Genomic DNA, 23,091 nt, shown 5'->3' with positions numbered 1-23,091 from the left:
GGTGTAGAGGTCCGTGAAGGGACCCTTCACGGACTCTGAGTCTGTGAAGGGACCCTTCACAGACCCGAAACCGGTCCGGCGCACGCCACGAGGTGGTCGCACACACCTCCGCATCGCCCACTGCCGGGTCCCCGACCAACTTTGCCGACACCCTGGCCGCAGAGTCCGTGAAGGTGGCCTTCACGGACCCGCGCGGCTGGTGGCCAACCAGGCCAGTGCTGCCTAGCTGAATATCGGGAAAATCCTAGATACCGGAATACACCGCTACCGAGACGCTTGATCTTGACACTGCGTCAACCTCTACCGTCGAAAGCCGGCTGTACGTGGACGACGGAGCCGGCACTGCCGAGTACATCCGCGACTCGAGGAAGATCTACTCGACGCGGAACCTGCCGGGCTGACCCGACGTCGGAGTGATGCTGGGGGTAGGGATGGACGGGGCTGCAGACCCGTCCATCCCTCGGCGCCGAGCCGACACGGCTAGTGCGGTATGGCGGAATATCGGGTGGGAGCTAGACAACCGGATACGGTGCCAGAGTGGACCCCATCCGCAATCCGTTCGCGCCCGGTGCCGGGCAGCGCCCGCCGGAGCTGGCGGGGCGGGAACGCGAGCTGAAGGCGTTCGAGGTGGTGCTCGAACGCGTGGCGCGGGGCCGTCCGGAGCGCAGCCTCGTGCTCACCGGGCTGCGCGGCGTCGGCAAGACCGTGCTGCTGGGCGAGCTGCGTTCGATGGCGGTCCGGCGCGGCTGGGGTGCGGGCAAGATCGAGGCGCGACCGGATGCCGAGCTGCGCCGTCCGCTGTCCGCCGCACTGCATCGGGCGATCCGCGACCTCGCGGTGCGCCACCGCGCGCCGGACCGGGTGGAGACCGTGCTCGGCGTGCTCAAGGCGTTCGCGCTGAAGGCGAGCAAGCCGGACGCGAAGCTGCGCGACCGCTGGCAGCCCGGGATCGACGCGCCCGCGGCGCAGGGCCGCGCCGATTCCGGCGACATCGAGATCGACCTGGTGGAGCTGTTCACCGACGTCGCGGAGCTGGCCGCGGACGTCGGCACGGGCGTGGCCCTGTTGATCGACGAGATCCAGGATCTCCAGCCGGACGACGTTTCGGCGCTGTGCGCGGCCTGCCACGAGCTGTCGCAGTCCGGCGCACCGCTCGTGGTCGTCGGCGCCGGGCTGCCGCACGTGCCCGCGGTGCTGTCCGCGTCGAAGTCCTACTCGGAGCGGCTCTTCCGGTACGCCCGCATCGACCGGCTGGACCGGGCGGACGCCGACCTCGCCGTCCTCGCCCCGATCGAGCGCGAGGAAGCGGGCATCGAGCCGGAGGCGCTGGACGCGCTCTTCGACGCTTCCGGCGGGTATCCGTACTTCATCCAGGCTTACAGCAAGGCCGCCTGGGACGCCGCACCGGACGACCCGATCACGGTCAAGGACGTTCAGGTCGCCGCACCCGAGGCGGAGGCGGAGCTGGCCGTCGGGTTCTTCGGGTCCCGCTACGAGCGCGCGACCCCGGCCGAGCGCGAGTACCTGCTCGCGATGGCCGAGCTGACCCAGGGCAAGGACGAGGCCTCCAGCACCGCGGACGTGGCCGTTTACCTGGGCCGCAAGCCTTCCTCGCTGTCGCCGGCCCGGGACAACCTGATGAAGAAGGGGCTGGTCTACTCCGCCGAACGCGGGCAGATCGCCTTCACCGTGCCGCACTTCGGGCATTACCTGCTCGGCCGCGACTGACCCCCACGGCCCCCGCGTCAGCGTCTATGCGGCTTCCTATCGCTTTCTAGCGGAGAAGCTAGACAGCCGTAGGAAAACTGGGCGCGTTACCTGCTTGTGACCGCTAACACGAAATCTGTCCGGCCATGTCCGGATCTTGTCCGATGATTCTTCGGCCAGTGCGGCACGTCACCGTTGAATCGTTGGATTCCTTGTGAAAAAAGGTGCATACTGGAGGCACAGCCACCGAAGACCTTGCAAAGGGGATGCAGACACCAATGAGCAACATCGCCGCCAAGCTCCGTGCCCGTCGCGCCGAGGCTCGCACTCGCCGGGCGCTGAACCGCGCGATCGACACCGCGGCCACCTCCACGGTCCGGCAGGAGCTCATCGCACTGGCCCAGGCACGTCAGCCGTTCATGCGCTGACCTGCGTCAACGACCGTGGTCGCCACACGTACGTGAGTGATCCAGACCACATGAGAGCAAGGGTGTAACGCCCCGCTACGTGGCTTCGATACCCCCTACGACCCCGTGATGCTGGCGGACCCCCGACCTGGCAGCATCACGGGGTTTCCATATTTCCGGGCCGGGTCGCCCGCCGCCGTCCCACCAGGGGAGAAACCCCTTGCCCCGCACGGCCCCGCCGGTAATCCTTGACTCAGGCAACGATCCGAGGTTGAGGTGATCCAGGATGACCGGCTCCAGTCTGGCCGAACGCGTCGCCGCGGTGCGCGCGTTCAACCGGCTCTACACCGGCGTGATCGGCGTGCTCGACGAGGGCCCGGCCGACGCCGAGTACTCGCTGAGCGAGGCCCGGGTGCTGTTCGAACTCGCCCAGCAGGAGCAGGTCCAGGTCACCGAGCTGCGCAAGCGGCTCTCCCTCGACGGCGGGTACGCCAGCAGGCTGCTGAGCAGGCTCGAAACCCGCGGCCTGCTCGTGCGCGAGCGCAGCACGAGCGACGCGCGCAAGCAGGTGGTCGCGCTGACCGCGGCGGGCCGGGCGGCGTTCGCCGATCTGAACGGCCGCTCGACCCGGCGGATCGGCGGGCTGCTGGAACGGTTCCCCGACCGCGACCAGCGACGTCTGCTCGGCGCGATGGGGACCATCACCGCACTCGTCGGCGAGCCGCCGCACCCGGTGCCCATGGTGACGCTGCGCGCCCCACGTCCGGGTGATCTCGGCTGGGTGACGCAGCGGCACGGTGAGCAATACGCCGAGGAGTACGGGCTCAACGAACGGTTCGAGGCACTCGTGACCAGGATCGTCGCGGACTACGCCGAGCACCCCGATCCCCGCCAGACCGGCTGGATCGCCGAGCTGGACGGTGTGCGGGTCGGCAGCATCTTCTGCATGCCCGGCGCCGACCCGGACCTCGCGAAGCTGCGGATGCTCCTGCTGGAACCGGCCGCGCGCGGGCACGGCGTCGGCAAGCGGCTCGTGCGGGAGTGCGTCGAGTTCGCCCGTTCGCACGGGTACGCCCGGATGGAGCTGTCCACGCTGTCGGTGCTCAGCGCCGCCCGCGGGATCTACCGTGCGGCCGGGTTCGAACTCGCCGATCAGTACCCCACCGACGAGTTCGGACCGCTGCTGACCGAAGAGATCTGGCGGCTGGAGTTCTAGGTGTTCGTCGCCTACTGCGCTGTCTGCGACCGTCGAACGCTGCTGGGCGTCGACGAGATCGACTGGGTCGAGAACCTCACCCGCGGGGTGCTCTCGGTTTCCGGTCGCTGCCCTCGCGGGCACGAGGTGGTCATCCTCACCGGCGACGCGTTCACCCCGCACCGGGACCCGCGCTACTTCGGCCCGGCACCGCGGATCTGGACCAAACCGCTGAACCGGATGCGCAGCTGGTTGCGCATCCGGTTCCAGCTCAGCCGGGACCTGCCCGGACCGTTCTACCGCTTCTGACGGCCCATCAGATAGAACTCCGAGTTGGGCCGCAACGCGGTCAGGTGCGCCAATCGGTTGGACATCGCGAACAGCGCGGTGATGGCGCCGACGTCCCAGATCTCGTCCTCGGTGAGCCCGGCCTCGCGGGCCGCGTCGAGATCGCCTTCGCCGAACAACGCCGGCTCGTGGGCCAGCGCCAGCGCGAGATCCACGATCGCGCGGCCACGTTCGTCGAGTTCCACCTGCCACGGGTTCGCGGCCACCCGGTCGGACAGCTCCGGGTCCTTGGCCCGGATCCGCAGGATCGCCCCGTGCGCGACCACGCAGTAAGTGCAGTGGTTCGCCCCGGACGTCGCGACCACGACCAGCTCGCGTTCGGCCTTGCTGAGTCCGCCCTCGCGCTCCATCAGCGCGTCGTGGTAGTCGAGGAAGGCCCGCAGCTCGGCCAGCCGGTGGCCGAGCGCGCGGAAGATGTTCGGCGTGAATCCGGACTTCTCCGCGATGGCCCCGATCCGGGTACGCAGGTCGTCGGGCAGGTCTTCGAGTTCCGTCACCGGGAACCGGCTCACCGCATCGCTCATGCCCCCAAGGTATCTCCGTTGACCCGGGAGGAGTTTCCTTACGGGCGTGGACTGGACCGCGTATGTGGACGGCTACTGCGAACGGCTCGCCCCTGGGCTGTGGGGTGAGCCGTTCAACGACGTGACCAACCTGGCCTTCCTAGTGGCTGCCGGGCTGGTCTGGTGGAGAGCGAACGGACAGCGGCACGGGCGGCTTCTCGCCGGGCTGATCGGGCTGGTGTTCGTGGCCAGCACCGTGTTCCACCTGGTCGCCACGCGCTGGGGCGCGGTCGCGGACTCGTCGGCGATCGCGGTGTTCCTGCTGTATTACGCGGCGATGTTCCCGCGGATGTTCTTCGGCGTGCCAATGCGGTGGTCCTGGCTCGCCGCGCCCGCATTCGCCGGACTGACCGTGGCGACGGCGGCGTTCGGTGGCGGGCTCTACCTGCCGGCGCTCATCGGGCTTGCCGTGTTCACGGTGGCACTCGCGGTCGCGCGTGATCCGTACTGGGCGCACTTCGCGGTAGCCGGGGCGATTTTCGCGCTGTCACTGGCCTTTCGCCAGGTCGACGAGGTCGTGTGCGACGTCTTCCCGACCGGCACGCACTTCCTGTGGCACCTGCTCAACGCGGTGGTGCTGTACGTGGTCTCGAACGCCATGATCGCGAAAACGGCCCACTCACCGGAAGATGAGCGGGCCGTTTCGTCCGATTAGGACTCAGGGCGCTCAGTGCGCGCCGATCGGGCGCAGGTCCTTGTCGTGCTCGTCCGCGTGATAGTCCTCCGGGCCGGTGTCGTCCCGGCCCGGGTTCCACTTCAGCGCGCGGGCGAGCACCGAGACCACCGCCGCGACGAGGATGTTCGCGATCAGCGCCACGAAACCGGGGTAGATCTGCACCGCGGCCAGCCCGGTGCCGCCGAACGGGTGCCAGCCGAAGATCGACAGGTTGCCCATCGCCAGCGCGGACCCGCCGAAGTGCTGTTTGCCGTTGGCCGGGTTGGGAATGCCGTACAGCATGATCAGGCCCCAGCCCATGCCCACGACCCAGCCGGCGATCAGCCCGGCCTTGTGGAACCACCGGGTGTAGAGCGCGATCGCCACCGCGGGCAGCGTCTGCAGGATCAGCACCCCGCCGATGAGCTGCAGGTCGATGGAGAACTGCGGGTCGATCAGGATGATCACCAGCACCGCGCCCAGCTTCACCACCAGCGAAGCGAGCTTGGCCTGCTTGGCCTCCTGCCTCGGGGTCGCGTCCTTGCGGATGTACTCCTTGTAGATGTTGCGGGTCCACAGGTTCGCCGCGGCGATCGACATGATCGCCGCGGGCACCAGCGCGCCGATCCCGATCGCGGCGAACGCGATCCCCGCGAACCAGTTCGAGAACTGCGAATCGAACAGCAGCGGGACGATGGTGTTGCCGTCCGGCTTGCCGGTGGCCGCGTTGGTCAACGGCTTCACCCCGGCCGTGATCGCGACGTACCCGAGCAGCGCGAGCAGGCCGAGCACGAACGAGTAGGAGGGCAGCGCGACCATGTTGCGCTTGATGACGTTGCGCCCGCGGGAGGCGAGCACGCTGGTCAGCGAATGCGGGTACAGGAACAGTGCGAGCGCCGAGCCGAGCGCCAGCGTCGCGTACTGCAGCTGGTTGTTGGAGTTCAGCAGGATCGAACCGGCCGGTTTGCCGGTCGCCGGGCTCGGCTTCGCCAGCGTTTCCTTGGCCGTGTCGAAGATGTGGCTCCAGCCGCCGAGTTTGGACGGCAGGTAGACGATCGCCACGATGATCACGAGGTAGATCAGGATGTCCTTGACGAACGCGATCAGCGCGGGCGCGCGCAGGCCCGACTGGTAGGTGTAGAGCGCCAGGATCAGGAAGGCGACCAGCAGCGGCAGGTGCCCGACGATGCCGGAACCGTTGATGCCCATGGTGCGCAGCACGGCTTCGAGGCCGACCAGCTGCAGTGCGATGTAGGGCATGGTCGCGACGATGCCGGTGATCGCGATCAGCAGCGCCAGCGTCGGCGAGCCGAAGCGGCCGCGGACGAAGTCGGCCGGAGTCACGTACCCCTTGGACCGGCTGACCGACCACATCCGCAACGCGGGCAGCAGCACGATCGGATAGACGACGATCGTGTAGGGCAGCGCGTACATGCCGAGCGCGCCGGCGCTGAACACGAGCGCGGGCACCGCGACGAATGTGTAGGCGGTGTAGAGGTCACCGCCGAGCAGGAACCAGGTGATCCACGAACCGAACCTCCGGCCGCCGAGGCCCCATTCGTCGAGGTGGTCGAGCGAACCGCCCGCCTTCCACCGCGACGCGACGAAGCCGAGCACGGTGACCAGCGCGAACAGGACGATGAAGATGCTCAGCTCGACCCATTGGATGTGGTTCATCGGGCGTTCCCCTCGTCCAGGTCGTCCACATCCCGCTCCTCGCGGGCCGGGTTGGCCGGCTTGTTCCGGGTCGCCCAGTAGACGATGCCGGTGCACAGCACGCCGGCCACCACGAAGACCAGCTGGAACCAGTAGAAGAAGGGCATGCCGAACAGGCGTGGCTCATCCGAGTTGAACAGCGGCGTGACCAGGATCAGCAGCGGGATGAGCAACAGCAGATTCCAGGCGCTGAACTGGAATCCGCGCACCCGCCGGTCCGGTTTGGCAGTGGACATGGGACCTCACCTAACACTTGCGCGACACAGCGACGGCCTGACCCTAGAACCTCGGCGTGGCGCGCGGCACAGCTGCCCGGTATCGATTTGACCAGAGTGGTTTTCCAACCCGGATGCTGTGGACACATCCGTGGAGAACCCGCCGGGAACGGGCTTGTACCGCCGATCGGCGGTATGCGGATAACCCCATTGTGCGGTGTCGCGAACCACCGGACGCCCCCAGAAATTGTGTCCCGGTCCGGTTGTCCACGGCCCCGGCTCCCTTGTGCACAGAGTTGTCCACAGGCAGTGGACAACTCTGTGGCTAAACTGGGCGGCATGGTGCGCGTGCCCCTCACCGACGAAGAACGCTCCCGCGGCGAGCGGCTGGGCGTGGTGCTGCGCGCCGCCCGGGCGAGCCGGAGCATGACCGAGGTGGCCGAGGAGGCGGGAATCTCGGTGGAAACCCTGCGCAAGATCGAAACCGGCCGGATCCCGACCCCGGCGTTCTTCACCGTCGCGGCGATCGCGGACGCCGTGCAGCTACCCCTGGATCGGCTGCGCCTGGACTGCGACCCCACCAGCCTCTCCCAAGCCAGCTAGCCTTCCCCGCACCCTCGATTCGCAGGCTGTGAAGGGTCCCTTCACGGACGCTGAGGCTGTGAAGGGACCCTTCACAGCCCTTGAGCGGGGGCGAGCTCGGCGAGGATGCGGGTGCGGTCGTTGAGGAAGTCGCAGTCGCGGGCGGGCAGGTCGAACGAGTTGAGCAGTTTCTCGAAATCGGCGAACTCGTCCGCGGTCAGCCGGAAACCGGTGTGGGTGAAGTGCGCGGCCAGAGTGTCGGCCAGTTCCTCCCATTCGCCCGACCACTGGAGTTCGAGGTAGTACGCCAGATCCCGCTTGGCCAGGCGATCGGTCAGCTGCTGCAGGAGGCTGTCGAGGAAGTAGCTGATGCGGTTGCCCGAGCGGTCCGTCACGGCGGGGTTCGCCGGGTCACGGGCGGTGTCGGGATTGCGGAGCACGCCGGGGCCGGACAACGGGTAGCCGGTGTGCACGTGGCCGTTGCCGTTCACCAGGACCGCGACGTGCACGCCGTACCGCTCACCCGCGCAGCGCCAGCGGCCGTTGTACTGCTGGCGGCGGGGTCCGTCCGGGTCGTTGGCCACGTCCTTCAGCACCGCGATGATCTGCTCGGCACTCCAGCCGGACGGGAACTCCGTGGTCGCCCGATGACCGGCGCCGGAGCCGTGTCCACCACCCATTCGGGGCTCCTCTCGTCGGCACGGAGCCTAACTCTGCCGCGCGCGTTCGGCCGGTCAGCCGGCCGCGGCCGCGCGGCAAGTCCGTGAAGGGTCCCTTCACGGACTCAGCGACCGTGAAGGGACCCTTCACAGCCTGAGACGAAAGGGACGTTCGCACCGCCGTGGCACGAACGTCCCTTTCGGACACTCCGGGGCTCAGCCCAGCCGCTGGGCCAGCGCGTCCAGCTCGTCGCGCAGCGAGGCGGGCACCTGGCCGATCTTGGCGAACCACTCCTCGATCAGCGGCAGCTCGGCCCGCCACTCCTCGGGGTTGACGGCCAGCGCGGCCTCGATGTCCTCGACCGGCTCGGACAGGCCATCGGTGTCCAGGTCGGCCGCGGCGGGCACGTAGCCGATCGGCGTCTCGGTGGCGTCGCCCTTGCCCTCCACGCGATCGAGCACCCACTTGAGCACGCGCGAGTTCTCGCCGAAGCCCGGCCACAGGAACCGGCCGTCGTCGCCGCGGCGGAACCAGTTGACGTAGAAGATCTTCGGCAGCTTGTTCGCGTCGGCGTTCTTGCCCAGGTCCAGCCAGTGCTTGAAGTAGTCACCGGCGTGGTAGCCGAGGAACGGCAGCATCGCCATCGGGTCGCGGCGCACGTTGCCCACCGCGCCGGCCGCCGCGGCGGTGGTCTCCGAGGACATCGTGGCGCCCATGAACACGCCGTGCTGCCAGTCGCGGGCCTCGTTCACCAGCGGCACGGTGGTCTTGCGCCGCCCGCCGAACAGGATCGCCGAGATCGGCACGCCCTGCGGGTCGTCCCACTCCGGGGCGAGGATCGGGCACTGCGACATCGGCGTGCAGTAACGCGAGTTCGGGTGCGCGGCCTTCTCTTCGGACTCCGGCGTCCAGTCCTGGTGCTTCCACGAGGTGAGGTGCGCGGGCTTGTGCTCCATGCCCTCCCACCAGATGTCCCCGTCGTCGGTGAGCGCGACGTTGGTGAAGACCGTGTTGCCCTGCTCGATGGTGCGCATGGCGTTCGGGTTGGTGTGGTAGTCGGTGCCCGGCGCGACGCCGAAGAAACCGAACTCCGGATTCACCGCGTAGAGCCGGCCGTCCTCACCGAACCGCATCCAGGCGATGTCGTCACCGAGGGTTTCCGCGCGCCAGCCCGGAATGGTCGGCTGCAGCATGGCGAGGTTGGTCTTGCCGCAGGCGCTCGGGAACGCCGCCGCGACGTAGTGGACCTTCTCCTCCGGCGAGATCAGCTTGAGGATCAGCATGTGCTCGGCCAGCCAGCCCTCGTCCCGGGCCATCACCGAGGCGATCCGCAGCGAGTAACACTTCTTGCCCAGCAAGGAGTTTCCGCCGTAGCCGGAGCCGTAGCTCCAGATCGCGCGCTCCTCCGGGAAGTGCGAGATGTACTTGGTCTCGCTGCACGGCCAGGCGACGTCCTGCTCGCCCGGCTGCAGCGGCGCGCCGACCGAATGCAGCGCGGGCACGAACTCGCGCTCGCCGCCGTCCGGCGCGATGAACTTGTCCAGCGCCGCCTTGCCCGCGCGGGTCATCACCCGCATCGAGGCCACCACGTACGCGAAATCGGTGATTTCCAAGCCCAGCTTGGGATTCTCGTCGCCGAGCGGCCCCATGCAGAACGGGATCACGTACATCGTGCGACCACGCATGCACCCGCGGTACAGCTCGGTCATGGTGGCCTTCATCTCGGCCGGGGCCACCCAGTTGTTCGTCGGGCCGGCGTCCTCCTCCCGCTTCGAGCAGATGAAGGTGCGGTCCTCGACGCGCGCGACGTCGCCGGGGTCGGAGGTGGCCCAGTAGGAGTTCGGCTTGGCCTTCAGCCGCACGAAGGTGCCGGCTTCGACCAGGCCTTCGTTGATCCGGGCGGCCTCTTCGTCGGACCCGTCGACCCACACCACGCGGTCCGGGGTGGTCAGTTCGGCGACCTCCCGGACCCAGGACAGCACGCCGGTGTGCGTCGTCGGCGCGTTGTCCAGCCCGGGAATGGCGACTGCGGTCATCTCTACTCCTGACTCCGACGACAAAAGAGCCCACACCGCGAACGACGGGGTTCTTGGTGCGGGCTTCATTGCCGGCGACCGAATGGCTTCGCCCACCGGCGGCGAACCGGTGTACGAGTTTTGGGATTCCCCGACTGTAGCCGGATGACCGGCAGGTAACCGAGAGCTGACCTGTCGGTTCTCTCACAAGAACGATAAGGGAATCGATTCAGTTTCACCGGTTCGGTCCAGCGCCGGAAATCCTCCTGACGGGGCGCCGCATTCGGGTGCGTTGCCCGTGCGCCGATACGACGAAGGGCCCGGCAACCGCCGGGCCCTTCGACTGTGACGCAGGTTACTTACGACAGCTCAGTTGGGGCTGATCCACTGGCCGGTGCCGGAGTCGATCCGCGCGACACCGTTGAGCAGCTGGGTGCCCTCGCCGCCCCAGGCCGCGTCGGCCGCCGGGTCGAGCGCCCGGTTCGGCGCACCGGAGGTCTCGCTCCACTGGCCGGGGCCGCTGTGCTCGTAGGTGCTGGTGGAGCCGTCCGAGCCGATCTCGACCGCGACGTCCGCCTCACCGTCGCCGTCGGTGTCGGTGAACGCGATGGTGCCGCCGGACTTCGTCTCCACGACCGCGGTGTCGTTGTGCCCGTCGTGGTCGGTGTCGATGGTCGCCGCGCCGGCATCGACTCCGCCGCCGGGCAGATCGGCGTGGATGTGCCCGCCGGTCGAGGTGTGCTGGGCCGGCGCATCGGTGCCGCCGGCGTGGCCACCGGATTCCACCCACGAACCGCTGGCCTCGTCGTAGACAGCCTTTTCCTGTACCTGGCCGCTCGCACCGAGCACCTCGTACCGGTCGGCGACCCCGTCGTGATCGGTGTCCAGGAAGGCCTGCGCCGTCCCGTCGCCGTGCTCCACGATGGCGGTGTCGGCCACGCCGTCGTGGTCCGCGTCGTAGTTGACCTCGGCCTGGTACTCCTGTCCTTCGACGTGCACGGTCATGGCTTCGGGCCCGTTGGCGTCGCCGCCGCCGCTCTCGTCGACCCACATGGGTGGTGCCCCCTTTTTTTGGTACGGCCGGGTCTGAGCTGTATCGATCGGTGAGACTCACGGTATGCCGGTTCGGTTCCCGTCCACAAGCCGATCAGTGCCCAGGTCAGTCCCGCCTCAGCCGATCACGCCCGGTCCCGGAGCGCGCGGATACGGGTGAGCAGCGCCTCAGCCGTGGCGTGGCCTTCGGTGATCTCCCGCAGGCGTCTGGCCACGATCGCGATCTTCTTCGCCCGTTCCTGCGCGCCCATCTTGATCGTCTGATCGACCTGCTTCAGTTCCGCCTCGATGGCCTCGATCCGGCGGCCCATCGCGTCGTCCAAGGCCAGCGACAGCTGTTGCTCGGCCTCGATGAGCTGCTCGGCGACCAGCTGGTCGAGCGTGGCACGGGCGTCCGCAATGGCCTCGACCAGCCATTGCTTCAGATGCTGCTTGTCCGCGGCCTGCTTGCGGGTGCGGGCCATCCACCAGCCGGCGCCGAGGCCGATCACGATTGTCGCGGGCAGCACCACAGGGTTCAGCAAAGCGACCCCGGCCAGCGGCAGCGCGGCCAGCTTGCCCGCGCCGAGGCCGCCGGAAACACCCATGAACACCAGCAGTTTGTCCTCGGCCGTCGGCGGCTTCTTGTCCGGCGGGCGCAGGACCACCGGCGGGCCGCCCGCCCTGGCGAACTGACCGCGGATCACGTCCAATTCCCCGGGGGAGAACAGCTCCGCGAGCGCGACGTTCGTGACTTGGTTCAGCCGTTGGGAAAGCAGCATCGAAACGCGTTGCGACGTGGTCTGCAGCGCGATGTCCACATCCTGCGGCAGCGCGGCCAGATCTTCGCGCTTCGCGGCGTCGATGCGTTGCCTGAAATGTGCCTGGGCCTCCCGCATCTCCCGGCTGCTCTCGTGCCCGATCTCGACGCGGGTGCGCTGGATCTCCCCGCGCAGCCTCAGCTGCCAGCCCCGGGTGGACGTGCGCCGGTCGGACTGCAGCTGGTCCCGGCGTGCGCGCAGCTGTTCAGCCTCGGCCTCGCCCGCGGACAGCGCGCGGCTTTCCGCCTGGAGCCCGGCTTTCAGCTCCGCCAGCACGCTGGAGAGCGCCCGCAGCGTGTTGGCCTCGGTGAGCATCATCGACCGGCCAACGAGCAACTCCTGCAGGGCCACCTGCAGCGCGGCGATCCCGGACTTCTCCCGCAACATCGCGGCGACCTGTTCATTCGGCGCCTTCGCCGCGGTCTCGAACACGCGCACCGACACCGGGTGGAACACCGCCTCGGCGAACCTCGGCGCATGCTCGGCCAGCAGCCGGCGGTCCGCTTCGAGGATCTCCCGCCAGCCACGGAACGCGTCGGTCTTCGCCAGCACGAAGACGACCGTTTCCACACGATCCGCGACGTCGCGCAGGAACCGCAGCTCGGTGCTCGTGAACGGGGCCGACGCGTCGACCACGAACACCAGCGCGGTCGCCTCCGCGGCGGCTTCCCGGGCCAGCGTGCCGTGCCGCGAATCGAGACCGCCGACGCCCGGGGTGTCCACCAGCGTCAGCCGCTCCAGCAGCGGGATCGGGCCGGACACCTCGACGTAACGCGGCGGAAGCTGGCCGGGCGGCAGCTCGTGTGCCGCGGACACCCAGTCCACCAGCTGCCCGAGGTCGAACGGCACGGACGGATGCTGCCCGGGGTAGCATGCCTGCGCACCCCACTGCGCCGCATGCTCGAAGACCAGGTACGTCGCGGTCGCCACGTCCGCGTCCACCGGGGACAGCCCCGGACTCGCCAGCAGCGCGTTGACCAGCGAACTCTTGCCTCGGTTGGTCTCGCCAACGACCACCACCGACGGCTTGGCCGAACGAGTCCGGCGCACGTCTGCGACCCACTGCGCGAGCGCCGGATCGGCCTCGCGGACCACCTCCAGCAGCTGCTCGCGAGCGGCCTGGACCTGCGCGGGCAGCGCCGGTGCCGTCACAGCGCCCGCTTCGCATAGACCGTGACGACCGGCGCGCGCAGCAGCCGCTCCTGGTCGGCGAACCCGGTCACCTCGGTCTCCGCGACGACGCCTTCGAGGGCCGGATCTTCGGTGGCCACCGCGCCGCCCGCCTCGTGGCGGGCCGGATCGAACCGTTCACCGTCCGGCCGGAGGGCCAGCACCCCGATCGCGGCCAGCCCGTCTTCGAGCCGCTGTGCCACCCCGTTGCTACGGGCGCGATCGAGCGCGTAGAGGCACAGCTGGATGAGGGCCTGCCGGTCGGCCAGCGCACGATCCAGCTCACCGGCAGTAGCTACGAGATCCACACCGGGCTCCGACGCGACCATGCCGTCCCCGGTTCCCTCGGCCTCCGCGATGATCCGCGCGAGGTCCGCGGCCGAGATCTCGCCGGTCGGTGCTTCGCTCTCGCCGAGTCCCGTCACCGGCTCACCCCCCGTTCGTCACCGGAGATTCCACCAGCCGCCGGGGCCGCTCCGCCACCCGCCTCAGGCGAGGCTCCGGATCAGCGTGCGCATCGCCTGTTCCAGCGCGGGCACGTCCTCGGCGAGCCGGGACGACACCAGCAGCTGTTCCTCCCCGGTGCGCAGCCAGACCCGGCCGGCCACCGGAATTTCCAGTACCGACAACCGGAACGGATGCGCCCGGCGGCCGAGTTCCAGCTCGGTTTCGCGGACGAGCTGGCCGAGCCGGTCACCGGCGACGATCTGGCGCCGGTGGAACGCTGCCGGACGGCGGGCGTCGGCGAAATGCCGGGCCGCGGCCTGGGCGAAGTGCTGCGCGGCAAGGTCGATCGCGGAACCGTCCCCGGGCGACGGGGTGCCACGGCGGCGCGCGGCCCGGCTCTCCCCGCGGCAACGGAGGGCTTCCAGCAGCCCGTTCCACCAGCCGGGCCACCCCGCCTGCACCGACGCCCGGTCGAGCGCGGGCGGCACGTGCACGGGGACCGCCGGCTCCACCGGCGGCAGCACCTGGCCTTCGGCGACCGGGAGGGCGAGCACGTCCCGCAGGTACAGCGCCAGGTCGATGCCTTGATCGCTGCCCCAGTACACCCGCCACGAAGTGGTGTCCCCCAGCCGCACGAAACCAGCCTACGCGTCCGGCGGGGGTCCTCACTGCTCGCGGATTTGCTGCCAGATCAGGAAATAGGCCCGGTGCACGACGTGTGCCACCCGGCTCTGCGCGGGGGTGGCCCCGAACGAGGCGAACGACCGCCACCAGCCCGCGCGCTCCAGTGCGTGCGCGGCCAGCTCCGGGCGGCTCGCCCCGGGCAGGCCGAGCTGGTCGCCGAGTTCGGCGTTGCTGCCGACCCGCAGCACCTCTTCGACCAGGTCCTCGGGCATCTCCACGGCACCGGAGGCGACCAGCGTCAACGCTTCCAGCAGACGCAGCTGGTGTGCCTCCGGGCGGGCCAGCAGCACTTCGATCGCGTCGTGCACGCGCTGGCGTTCGGCCGGGTCGCCGGAGGCGTGCGCGAGCGCGGTCACCGAGGCGAGCGCGGCCGCGGCCTTGATTCCGTCGGCACGCGCGGCGAACACCACCGCCAGCCGGTGGCGCACCGCGTCGAGACCGGAGAAGTCGAGCAGCTTGCGCCGCAGAGCACCGGTGGTCAGCTCCGGATCGGCGCGGATCTGGGCCACCGCGCTACGAATACCGAACAGGTCCAGCTTCTCCAGCAACCGGAGCCGGACCCCGGCGGGTACCTCGCATTCCCAGCCGGTGAACAGGTCCGCGGCCACCAGCATGGTCTCCAGCACGTCCTCGTCGAGCCCGGCCAGCTGCCGCAACGCCTCCGCGTCGGCCGAGGTGAACCCACCGGACTCGGCGGATTCGGCGATCAGGCCGATCACCGGCAGCACGTCCGCGACCCGCGGCTTGAGCGTGCTCGCCTGCTTCTGCGCGAGCAGCTGCGCGGCCTTCCACACATCCCCGCCGGCCCCGGCGACGGTCTCCGCGACGATCGTGTCCGCCTTGTTCAGCACCGCGATCGCGTTCACCGGGCCTGCCTCCCGGCTCGCCGTCGCGGCGGTGAACGCGGCGAGCGCCTGCTGGTCGTCCGCGCGCACGCCCTGGGTCACCACGTACAGCACGGCCTCGGCGCCGGCCACCGCGTTGCGCGAGGTGTCGTCGAGATCGTCGGAACCATCGTCGAGGTCCGCGGCGCCGAGCAGTTGCTCGGTCCGGGAGACCGAAGCCGCGTCGAGCGAGCCGAGGCCCGGGGTATCGATCACAGTCATGTCCTGGAGCACCGCGTTGGTCAGGTACGCCTCCAGGTGCGAGACCTCGGCGATGTCCACACCCAGCTCGGCCGGGATCGAACCGTCCGCGGCGAACGGGAGCACCTGCTTGCGGCCGTCGGCGAACACCACCTCGACCCGGTCGACGGTGCCGTACTGGAACCGCGTGACCAGCCGCGTGCACTCCCCGACATCGGTGGGCGCGACCCGGCGCCCAATCAGCGCGTTGACCAGCGTCGACTTACCCGATTTGATCCGCCCGGCCACGGCCACCTGCAAGGGCGCGCCGAGCCTTCGCAGCACCTCGCCGAAGCCGGCCGCGGTCCGGGGTGAGACCTGCGACTGCAACCGGCGGCACAGCGCGGCCACCGAATCCGACAGTGGCCCCGCGAGCCGACCCTGCCCCGCCGCTGCCGTCACCGTCCGTGTCCTTCCGGCTCGTGTTCCTGCCCGCGGACGAATCGTGCCATGCCGGTCATCCTTCGGTCGCATCGAAGGTGGTACCCGAGAGCGACGCACCCCGGCCGGGCACGACCTACTGTTGAAAGGTGCGACGGCTGAGTCTGTGGATGCGTGCCCACCCGATGGCCGGGGACACGCTGATCGCGGTCCTCCTCGGCTTCGTCGACCTGATGCTCTTCCTCGGCAACGCCGCCTTCCCGGACACCGACACCGTGCCGATGCCGCCCTGGTACGTCACCGTGCCGATCGACATCGCGGTCGTCGCGCCGCTGGCCTTCCGCCGCAAGCGTCCGGTCCTCGCGGCCTACCTCGTCTACGCCGTTTCCGTCGCGCACAGCACGCTGGGGCTCGGCGTCGCCGGCATCGTGGCGCTCGGGCTGAGCCTCTACACGATCCTGGTCTACGTCGGGCGCAAGCAGGGGTTGCTCTACGTGGGCGCGCTCGTGCTGATGAACACGGTGACGGTACTGGCCGACCCCGATGAGCGGGGCCTGCCGAACATCATATTCATCCTCTTGGGCCTCGCGCTGTTCTGGACCCTCGGCGAGTTCATGGGCGCCCGCCGCGCCTATCACCGGGAAGTCGAGGCCCGGCTGCATCTGCTGGAGACCGAACGCGACCAGGCCGCCCGGATCGCGGTGGCCGAGGAACGCAGCCGGATCGCCCGGGAACTGCACGACGTGGTCGCGCATTCGGTGAGCGTGATGGTGGTGCAGGCGGACGGCGCGAAGCTCTCGCTGGCAGGCAACCCGGAGCTGGCCGGGCGGGCGCTGCAGACGATCTCCGAGACCGGCCGCGGCGCGCTCGGCGAACTGCGGCGGCTGCTCGACGTGCTGCGCGGCGATCAGGGCGAGGGTGAGCCCCGGGTGCCGCAGCCGGACGCGAACGCGGTATCCGAACTGGTCACGCGGATCCGCACGGCCGGCGTGCCGACCACCCTCGAACTCGACGAGGAACTCGGCGCCCTGCCCGCCGGGGTGTCCCTCGGGATTTACCGGATCGTGCAGGAATCGCTGACCAACACGCTCAAGCACGCCGGGGTCGGCGCGCGGGCCGCCGTGCGGGTGCACCGCGACCGCGACCGCGTCGAGGTGCTGGTCCGGGACGACGGCGCGGGCCGGGCCCGCCAGCTCGTGGACGTCACCACCGGGTCGAAAACCGGCGCGCCGAGGTTGCAGGTACCCGGCGGCAACGGGCTGATCGGGATGAGGGAGAGGGCCAACGTGTACGGCGGAACTCTGGAAGCCGGGCCGGCCCCGGGGGGCGGCTGGCAGGTTCACGCAGTGTTTCCGGCTAGATTGGACTCGTGATCCGGGTAGTCATCGTCGATGATCAGGAATTGATGCGGGTCGGGTTCCGGATGGTGCTCGGCGCGCAGGCCGATCTCGACGTCGTCGGCGAAGCAGGCGACGGCGCGCAGGCCGTGCGGATGGCCGCCGAGCTGCGGCCGGACGTGGTGCTGATGGACGTGCGGATGCCGGTGCTCGACGGGGTCGAGGCGACCAAGCAGATCACCGCGGCGGGCACCGCGCGCGTGCTGGTGATGACCACCTTCGATCTGGACGAATACGTGTACGCGGCGCTGCAGGGCGGTGCGTCCGGCTTTCTGCTCAAGGACACCCAGCCCGACCATCTGGTCTCCGCGCTGCGTTCGGTCGCCGCGGGGGACGCCGTGGTGTCCCCGTCGGTCACCCGGCGGCTACTGGACCGCTTCGTCGGCGCCGGCGGCACCCCTGCCCGCGACGCGAGCGAGCTCGACGTGCTGACCGAGCGTGAGCGCGAAGTGCTCGTGCTGATCGCGAAGGGCATGTCGAATCTGGAGATCGCCGAATCGCTGTTCCTGTCCGAGGCCACGGTGAAGACCCACGTCGGCCGGATCCTGGCGAAGCTGGATCTGCGTGACCGGGTACAGGCGGTGGTGCTCGCCTACGAGACCGGGCTCGCCCGCCCCGGCGTGGACTGACCCGGCCGAACAGTCCACTTCGTACTCTCGTCGTTCCACTTCGGACTGTCGCGATCACTCGCGGTGAACTCGGGGTCACCTCGGGGTTTTCCCTGAGGTGACCCCTGCTGAGTAGCCCGTTTGTGTACTACTCAGGTCGTGCAGCGGATTCGAACCGCAGGATGACGCGCGAGCCGGTTTACTCCGTCACCATGTGACAGGTCAGTGACCGCACCGAGGGGAGCAAGGATGATCGAGGCAGCAGGTCTCACCAAGCGCTACGGGAACGCCCTGGCGGTGAACAACCTTTCGTTCACCGTGCCGTCCGGAGAGGTCACCGGTTTCCTCGGGCCGAACGGTGCGGGCAAGTCCACCACCATGCGGATGATGCTGGGGCTGGACAGCCCGACCGCGGGCGAGGTCCGCATCGGCGGCAAGCTCTACCACGAGCTCAAGCACCCGCTGCGCACCATCGGCGCACTGCTCGACGCGAAGTGGGTGCACCCCAACCGCTCCGCCCGCGGGCACCTGCGGTGGATGGCCCAGTCCAACGGGATTCCCAAGGGCCGGGTGGACGAGGCACTCGACCTGGTCGGGCTCACCTCGGTCGCGGACAAGCGCGCCGGCGGGTTCTCGCTCGGCATGTCCCAGCGGCTGGGCATCGCCGCGGCGCTGCTGGGTGACCCGGAGGTGCTGCTGTTCGACGAGCCGGTGAACGGCCTCGACCCGGAGGGCATCCTCTGGATCCGGCAGTTCATGCACCGGCTGGCCGACGAGGGACGCACCGTGTTCGTCTCCAGTCACCTGCTCTCCGAGATGGCGCTTACCGCCACCCAGCTTGTGGTGATCGGCAAGGGAGAGCTCATCTCCCAATCGTCCACAGAGGAATTCGTGGCGCGCGCCTCGGACAACACGGTGAAGGTGCGTTCGCCGCAGCTGCCCACCCTGGCGCAGCACCTGGCGCAGGCCGGCGCGCAGGTCACCGAGGCGGGCGAGGCGCTCATCGTGTCCGGATTGGACAGTGCCAAGATCGGCGAGATCGCCGCCGCCGCGGGGCTCGTGCTGCACGAGCTGAGCCCGCAGACCGGATCGCTGGAGCAGGCCTTCATGCAGATCACCGGCGACTCCGTCGAGTACCACACCGGGCTGGCCGAGCAGGCCCCCGCTCACTGACCACCACGTATCGGAAGAGAATCATGAATCTGCTTGCGGTCGAACGCATCAAGCTCTTCACCACCCGTGCGCCGTTGTGGGGCGGACTCCTCGCCATCCTGCTCACCAGCGGTTTCGGCATCATGTACATCGCCACCAACTCGAACCACGCCGACCAGCTCTCGGTCTCCGACACCACCGGCGGATACCAGTTCGGCGTCGCGGTGGCCATGGTGGTGGCCGCGCTGTCGATCACCACCGAATACCGCTTCGGCACCATCCGCACCACCTTCCAGGCCGTGCCCAACCGGACCTCGGTGCTGCTGGCCAAGGCCGGCGTGGTCGGACTGCTCGGGCTGGTGCTCGGCGAGATCGGCGGCTTCGCCGCCTGGGGGATCGGTTACCTCATGCAGCCCTTCCCCGGGCTGGCGCTGAACACCTCGGCGGACTGGATCAACGTCGCCGGTGGCGGAGTGTTCTTCGGACTGGCCGCGGTGATCGCGCTCAGTGTCGGCGCGTTGCTGCGGCACAGTGCCGGCGCGCTCTCGCTGGTGCTGATCTGGGCGCTGATGGGCGAGCGTCTGGTGAGCTTGGTCAGCGAAAAGGTCTACGACTGGCTGCCGTTCCACGTCGCGGAAAACTTCCTGCACCACCGCCCGGACAGCGGAGTCTCCCTCTCGCAGGGCGGCTCGCTGGCCTACTTCGCCGGATTCGCGGTACTGATGCTGGTGATCTCGATCTTCGTCGTGAACAAGCGCGACGCGTAGCCCACAGGGAAGGTTTCGCCGGGCCGACCGGGACCGGACTCGGCGAGACCAATGGGGAAAAAGGGGAAGAAAGAAAAATCCGGGTCGCCTTTCGGGGGCGGCCCGGATTTTTCGTACCGGTAGAGTTCGCCCGGCGAGAGGGGGCGAACGTGCTCGAAGCGACCGGACTCGGCAAGTCCTACGGCGGCACCGTCGCGGTGCGCGATCTGACCTTCACCGCGCGTCCCGGGCGGGTCACCGGATTCCTCGGCCCGAACGGCGCGGGCAAGTCCACCACCATGCGGCTGCTGCTCGGCCTGGACACCCCGGACACCGGCACCGCCCTGATCGAGGGCAGGCCCTACCGGCAGCTGGATGATCCACTCAGGACGGTCGGCGCGCTGCTGGACCCGGCCTGGCGGCACCCGGGCCGGACCGCGCGAGCGCACCTGCGCTGGCTGGCCGCGGCCAACGGGCTGCCCAGCCGCCGGGCTGACGAGGTACTGGCGCTGGTCGGGCTGTCTTCGGTGGCGGGCAAGCGCGCCGGGCACTTCTCCCTCGGCATGCTGCAACGGCTGGGCATCGCTACGGCACTGCTCGGCGACCCTCGGGTGCTGCTGTTCGACGAACCGGTGAACGGCCTCGACCCGGAAGGCGTGCACTGGGTGCGCGGGCTGCTGCGGACGCTGGCCGAGCAGGGCCGGACCGTGTTCGTGTCCAGCCATCTGCTGCCGGAGATGGAACAGACCGCGCAGGATCTGGTGGTGATCGGCCGGGGCCGGTTGATCCACGAGGGCACGATGGCCGGGTTCCTGGCCAAGGCCGGACCGCGTGAGGTCCGCGTGCGCACGCCGGACGAGGCGGCCCTGCGCACCGCACTGACCGAGCGGGGCGTGGTGTTCACCGAGGAGCCCGGCGTGTTTCATGTGTCCGAAATGGACAGTTCAGCGGTCGGGGAGCTGGCGTTCACCGCGGGGGTCACCCTGCACGAGCTGACCCCGCTGACCGGTTCGCTGGAACAGGCGTACCTGGAGCTGACCGGGCAGGACACCGAGTATCCGAGCGGAGGTGCCCGGTGAACGTCCTGCGGGCGGAACGGATCAAGCTCTTCAGCACCCGCGCGCCGTGGTGGTGCGCGGCGCTTTCGGTGCTCGCGCCGATCGGGTTCACCGCGCTGTTCTTCGGGCTCTCCGGTGCCGAGGTGACCGCCAACGTCGCCAACACCCAGCTTGCCGCGAGCGCCGGCCGGACTGTCGCACTGGTACTCGCGGTGCTCGCCGCGACCTCCGATGCGAACTGGGGCACGCTGAAACTCACCTTCCTGGCAGTGCCGGCGCGAGTGCCCGCACTGCTGGCGAAGGGCGCCGTGGTGGGTTCGCTGTGCGCCCTGCTCGGGCTCGCCGCCGGAACCGGGTCGTGGGGGCTGGCGCAGCTGGTCCGGCCGGACGCCGATCTCGCCCTGCACACCGCGGCGGACTGGCGGCTGGTGTTCGGTCAGGCGATCACCTTCGCGCTCACCGGAATATTCGGTGTCGGCGTGGGATTGTTGTTGCGCAGCACCGCGTTCTCCCTGGCACTGGCGCTGGCGTGGACCCAGCTGGTGGAAGGACTGGTGCTGCTGATTCCCCGGATCGGCGAGGATGTCTACCAGTGGATGCCGTTCTACGCGGCAGCACAGTTCGCCGGTGGGGATTTCACCAGAACCACCCTGAAACTGTCGGCCCCTCTCGGACCCTGGGCCTATCTCGCGTATTTCGCGGCGATCTGCGCGGCGTTGTTCGCGGCCGGGGTGTACACCGCGAACCGGCGCGACGCGTGAATCTGCACGTGCGGACGCGCTTGTACATCAGGCAAACGGATTAAGACCACGTTAAGCAGGTGTGGCTTCCCTCACAGCGAGCGGACATACTGCTCAGGTGGCCTGTTTATTCGAAGGCTAGAGCGCACTCGATGTACACAGCTCACCGGAGGTGAACCTTGACGGTGGACGCTGGTCAAGATCTCGTCAGCGCCATTCCGGCAGCCCGCGGTGCGGCGGCTCCCCGGCCCCGGCTCGAACCGATGCTGGACCTCGAATGGTCCCAGGCAATCGAATTGCCCCGGTTCGCGTTGCCGGCCACGCGCCCGGGCGACCTGCGCCAGGCGTGGGTGCACCGTGCCGCCGAAGACGCCGTGCTCACGCTGTACCACCGGGCCGCCCGGTCCGACGAGCAGCTGCCCGCCCCGTGGTGGCTGCGCGCGATGGCGAGCGGGCGGCTGGAGTCCCGCGCGCTCGGCTTCCGCATCGAGGATCGCGTCGCCCAGTTGCTCAGCCGCAGGCCGGGCTGGGAGTTCGTGCCGTGGGCCGCGGACGGCGAATCCGGCTACTGGGAGTTCATGCCCTCCGAACGCGGCCGGTCCGGCCATTCGATCCCGACCACGGTGCTCAACACCGACCGGCACGACGGCTGGATCGACGTGCTGCCCGCGCATTCCGCGGGAACCCCGCCGCCGATCGCGGTGGCCGGGGTGGCCGGTCTGCGGGCCCGGCTCGGGGAGTTCGAAGCGGTGCGCTGACCCGCCCGTATCTTGTCCGGGTGGAGAACGAGCACCAGCCACGGCTGCGCAGCGTGGTCAGTTACGTCAAACGCGGCGGGCGGATGACCGTCGGGCAGCAGCGGGCATGGGAGGAGCACTGGCCACGGCTGGGCCGCACGGTCGCCGACCTGCCCGCCGGACCGGTCGACTTCCCCGCGTGGTTCGGCCGCGAAGCACCGGTGCTGCTGGAGATCGGCTCCGGGATGGGAGAGACCACCTCGCAGCTGGCCGCCGCCGCGCCGGAGCTGAACTACCTGGCCGCCGAGGTCTACGACCCGGGTCTCGGCCAGCTGATGCTGCGGGCGGAGAAGCTCGGCGTGACGAACCTGCGGCTGATGCACGGGGACGCGGTGGTCCTGCTGGCCGAACACGTCGCACCCGGCGCGCTCGCCGGCGTGCGGCTGTTCTTCCCCGATCCGTGGCCGAAGAAGAAGCACCACAAGCGACGGATCGTGCAGCCGGAGTTCGTTGCGCTGGTGGCCTCGCGGCTGGCACCCGGCGGGACCTTCCACCTCGCCACCGACTGGGAGCACTACGCGGAGCAGATGCTCGCGGTGTGCTCCGCGGAACCGGCCCTGCGCAACCGTTACGCCGACGAGCCGGGTGGCTGGGCACCGCGCCCGCCGTGGCGACCGGTCACGAAGTTCGAGCAACGCGCCGACGTCGAAGGCCGCGTCTCGCACGACCTGATCTTCGAACGGATCTGACGGGCCAGCAAGCAGGCTGTGAAGGGACCCTTCACGGACGCAGAGGCTGTGAAGGGTCCCTTCACAGACACGACGACGGGCCGTTGCCGGGTTCCCATCCCCGGCAACGGCCCGGCGCTATCGCACCCCCGGTGCGCGGGTATTCGTCGTTGAGTGGTTCGGCCGCCACCCGCTTGAGCGCG

At 69.4% G+C, this 23,091-nt stretch carries 24 protein-coding genes; 14 read left to right on the top strand and 10 right to left on the bottom strand.

Annotated features, from left to right (window positions below; all coding sequences use genetic code 11):
• Window positions 1-537: 537 nt before the first annotated feature.
• The 4 genes from D5S19_RS16845 to D5S19_RS16835 all read left to right on the top strand — a co-directional run bounded on the left by D5S19_RS16845 (window position 538) and on the right by D5S19_RS16835 (window position 3,618).
• Entirely contained in the window at window positions 538-1,728 is a 1,191-nt protein-coding gene (locus tag D5S19_RS16845; protein ID WP_120024303.1) for an ATP-binding protein, read from the top strand.
• Between the two features lie 257 nt (window positions 1,729-1,985).
• Complete coding sequence (locus D5S19_RS32500; protein WP_162836041.1) at window positions 1,986-2,135, top strand: hypothetical protein; 150 nt, start codon at window positions 1,986-1,988, stop codon at window positions 2,133-2,135.
• A gap of 265 nt (window positions 2,136-2,400) precedes the next feature.
• Window positions 2,401-3,330, top strand: coding sequence for a bifunctional helix-turn-helix transcriptional regulator/GNAT family N-acetyltransferase (locus tag D5S19_RS16840; RefSeq protein ID WP_120024302.1), 930 nt, complete (start codon window positions 2,401-2,403; stop codon window positions 3,328-3,330).
• Window positions 3,331-3,618 (top strand): hypothetical protein, encoded by a 288-nt coding sequence (locus D5S19_RS16835; protein ID WP_120024301.1) that lies wholly within the window; start codon window positions 3,331-3,333, stop codon window positions 3,616-3,618.
• On the opposite strand, the gene D5S19_RS16830 is transcribed toward D5S19_RS16835, so the two are convergent.
• Window positions 3,606-4,181: a peroxidase-related enzyme gene (locus D5S19_RS16830; protein ID WP_120024300.1), complete on the bottom strand. Its 576-nt coding sequence runs from the start codon at window positions 4,179-4,181 to the stop codon at window positions 3,606-3,608. The genes D5S19_RS16835 and D5S19_RS16830 overlap by 13 nt on opposite strands.
• 46 nt (window positions 4,182-4,227) lie before the next feature.
• Between D5S19_RS16830 and D5S19_RS16825 the strand changes: the two genes are divergently transcribed.
• Complete coding sequence (locus D5S19_RS16825; RefSeq protein ID WP_120024299.1) at window positions 4,228-4,875, top strand: hypothetical protein; 648 nt, start codon at window positions 4,228-4,230, stop codon at window positions 4,873-4,875.
• A gap of 12 nt (window positions 4,876-4,887) precedes the next feature.
• Here D5S19_RS16825 and mctP read toward each other — a convergent pair whose 3' ends face one another.
• Window positions 4,888-6,552 (bottom strand): monocarboxylate uptake permease MctP, encoded by a 1,665-nt coding sequence (gene mctP / locus D5S19_RS16820; protein WP_120024298.1) that lies wholly within the window; start codon window positions 6,550-6,552, stop codon window positions 4,888-4,890.
• Window positions 6,549-6,827 (bottom strand): DUF3311 domain-containing protein, encoded by a 279-nt coding sequence (locus D5S19_RS16815; RefSeq protein ID WP_120024297.1) that lies wholly within the window; start codon window positions 6,825-6,827, stop codon window positions 6,549-6,551. The genes mctP and D5S19_RS16815 overlap by 4 nt, the downstream gene beginning before the upstream one ends.
• Window positions 6,828-7,145: 318 nt before the next feature.
• On the opposite strand from D5S19_RS16815, the gene D5S19_RS16810 reads away from it, so the two are divergent.
• On the top strand, window positions 7,146-7,409 hold the full coding sequence (locus D5S19_RS16810; protein ID WP_120024296.1) for a helix-turn-helix domain-containing protein: 264 nt from the start codon (window positions 7,146-7,148) through the stop codon (window positions 7,407-7,409).
• 71 nt (window positions 7,410-7,480) lie between these two features.
• On the opposite strand, the gene D5S19_RS16805 is transcribed toward D5S19_RS16810, so the two are convergent.
• From D5S19_RS16805 to D5S19_RS16775, 7 genes are all read right to left on the bottom strand, one after another.
• A complete protein-coding gene (locus D5S19_RS16805) occupies window positions 7,481-8,068 on the bottom strand; it encodes an EndoU domain-containing protein (protein WP_120024295.1) in 588 nt (195 codons plus the stop codon).
• A 195-nt stretch (window positions 8,069-8,263) separates the two neighbouring features.
• A complete protein-coding gene (locus D5S19_RS16800) occupies window positions 8,264-10,084 on the bottom strand; it encodes a phosphoenolpyruvate carboxykinase (GTP) (protein ID WP_120024294.1) in 1,821 nt (606 codons plus the stop codon).
• Between the two features lie 348 nt (window positions 10,085-10,432).
• Window positions 10,433-11,116, bottom strand: a complete 684-nt coding sequence (locus D5S19_RS16795; protein WP_120024293.1) for a hypothetical protein — start codon at window positions 11,114-11,116, stop codon at window positions 10,433-10,435.
• A 125-nt stretch (window positions 11,117-11,241) separates the two neighbouring features.
• On the bottom strand, window positions 11,242-13,068 hold the full coding sequence (locus D5S19_RS16790; RefSeq protein ID WP_120024292.1) for a dynamin family protein: 1,827 nt from the start codon (window positions 13,066-13,068) through the stop codon (window positions 11,242-11,244).
• Window positions 13,065-13,415 carry a nucleotide exchange factor GrpE gene (gene grpE, locus D5S19_RS16785; protein ID WP_120024432.1) on the bottom strand — a complete coding sequence of 117 codons (351 nt, stop codon included), beginning with the start codon at window positions 13,413-13,415 and terminating at the stop codon, window positions 13,065-13,067. The genes D5S19_RS16790 and grpE overlap by 4 nt, the downstream gene beginning before the upstream one ends.
• Window positions 13,416-13,574: 159 nt before the next feature.
• Complete coding sequence (locus D5S19_RS16780; RefSeq protein ID WP_120024291.1) at window positions 13,575-14,168, bottom strand: hypothetical protein; 594 nt, start codon at window positions 14,166-14,168, stop codon at window positions 13,575-13,577.
• 30 nt (window positions 14,169-14,198) lie between these two features.
• Window positions 14,199-15,743, bottom strand: a complete 1,545-nt coding sequence (locus D5S19_RS16775; protein WP_120024290.1) for a dynamin family protein — start codon at window positions 15,741-15,743, stop codon at window positions 14,199-14,201.
• A 164-nt stretch (window positions 15,744-15,907) separates the two neighbouring features.
• On the opposite strand from D5S19_RS16775, the gene D5S19_RS16770 reads away from it, so the two are divergent.
• From D5S19_RS16770 to trmB, 8 genes are all read left to right on the top strand, one after another.
• The gene (locus D5S19_RS16770; protein ID WP_120024289.1) at window positions 15,908-17,095 is read left to right on the top strand and encodes a sensor histidine kinase; all 1,188 of its coding nucleotides are present in this window, start codon (window positions 15,908-15,910) and stop codon (window positions 17,093-17,095) included.
• Complete coding sequence (locus D5S19_RS16765; protein ID WP_120024288.1) at window positions 17,092-17,748, top strand: response regulator; 657 nt, start codon at window positions 17,092-17,094, stop codon at window positions 17,746-17,748. The genes D5S19_RS16770 and D5S19_RS16765 overlap by 4 nt, the downstream gene beginning before the upstream one ends.
• A 228-nt stretch (window positions 17,749-17,976) precedes the next feature.
• Window positions 17,977-18,900: an ABC transporter ATP-binding protein gene (locus tag D5S19_RS16760; RefSeq protein WP_120024287.1), complete on the top strand. Its 924-nt coding sequence runs from the start codon at window positions 17,977-17,979 to the stop codon at window positions 18,898-18,900.
• A 23-nt stretch (window positions 18,901-18,923) separates the two neighbouring features.
• On the top strand, window positions 18,924-19,646 hold the full coding sequence (locus D5S19_RS16755; protein ID WP_120024286.1) for an ABC transporter permease: 723 nt from the start codon (window positions 18,924-18,926) through the stop codon (window positions 19,644-19,646).
• 149 nt (window positions 19,647-19,795) lie between these two features.
• Window positions 19,796-20,704, top strand: a complete 909-nt coding sequence (locus tag D5S19_RS16750) for an ABC transporter ATP-binding protein (RefSeq protein WP_120024285.1) — start codon at window positions 19,796-19,798, stop codon at window positions 20,702-20,704.
• Window positions 20,701-21,444 carry a hypothetical protein gene (locus tag D5S19_RS16745; protein ID WP_120024284.1) on the top strand — a complete coding sequence of 248 codons (744 nt, stop codon included), beginning with the start codon at window positions 20,701-20,703 and terminating at the stop codon, window positions 21,442-21,444. Before D5S19_RS16750 ends, D5S19_RS16745 begins: the two co-directional genes overlap by 4 nt.
• Window positions 21,445-21,686: 242 nt before the next feature.
• On the top strand, window positions 21,687-22,181 hold the full coding sequence (locus D5S19_RS16740) for a hypothetical protein (RefSeq protein ID WP_233574006.1): 495 nt from the start codon (window positions 21,687-21,689) through the stop codon (window positions 22,179-22,181).
• Between the two features lie 20 nt (window positions 22,182-22,201).
• Window positions 22,202-22,909 carry a tRNA (guanosine(46)-N7)-methyltransferase TrmB gene (trmB, locus tag D5S19_RS16735; RefSeq protein WP_120024282.1) on the top strand — a complete coding sequence of 236 codons (708 nt, stop codon included), beginning with the start codon at window positions 22,202-22,204 and terminating at the stop codon, window positions 22,907-22,909.
• Window positions 22,910-23,091: the final 182 nt, after the last annotated feature.

Origin of the sequence: Amycolatopsis panacis, assembly GCF_003600245.1 — a bacterium.
GTDB lineage: Bacteria > Actinomycetota > Actinomycetes > Mycobacteriales > Pseudonocardiaceae > Amycolatopsis > Amycolatopsis sulphurea.
This window is presented reverse-complemented; position numbering and strand designations above follow the sequence as displayed.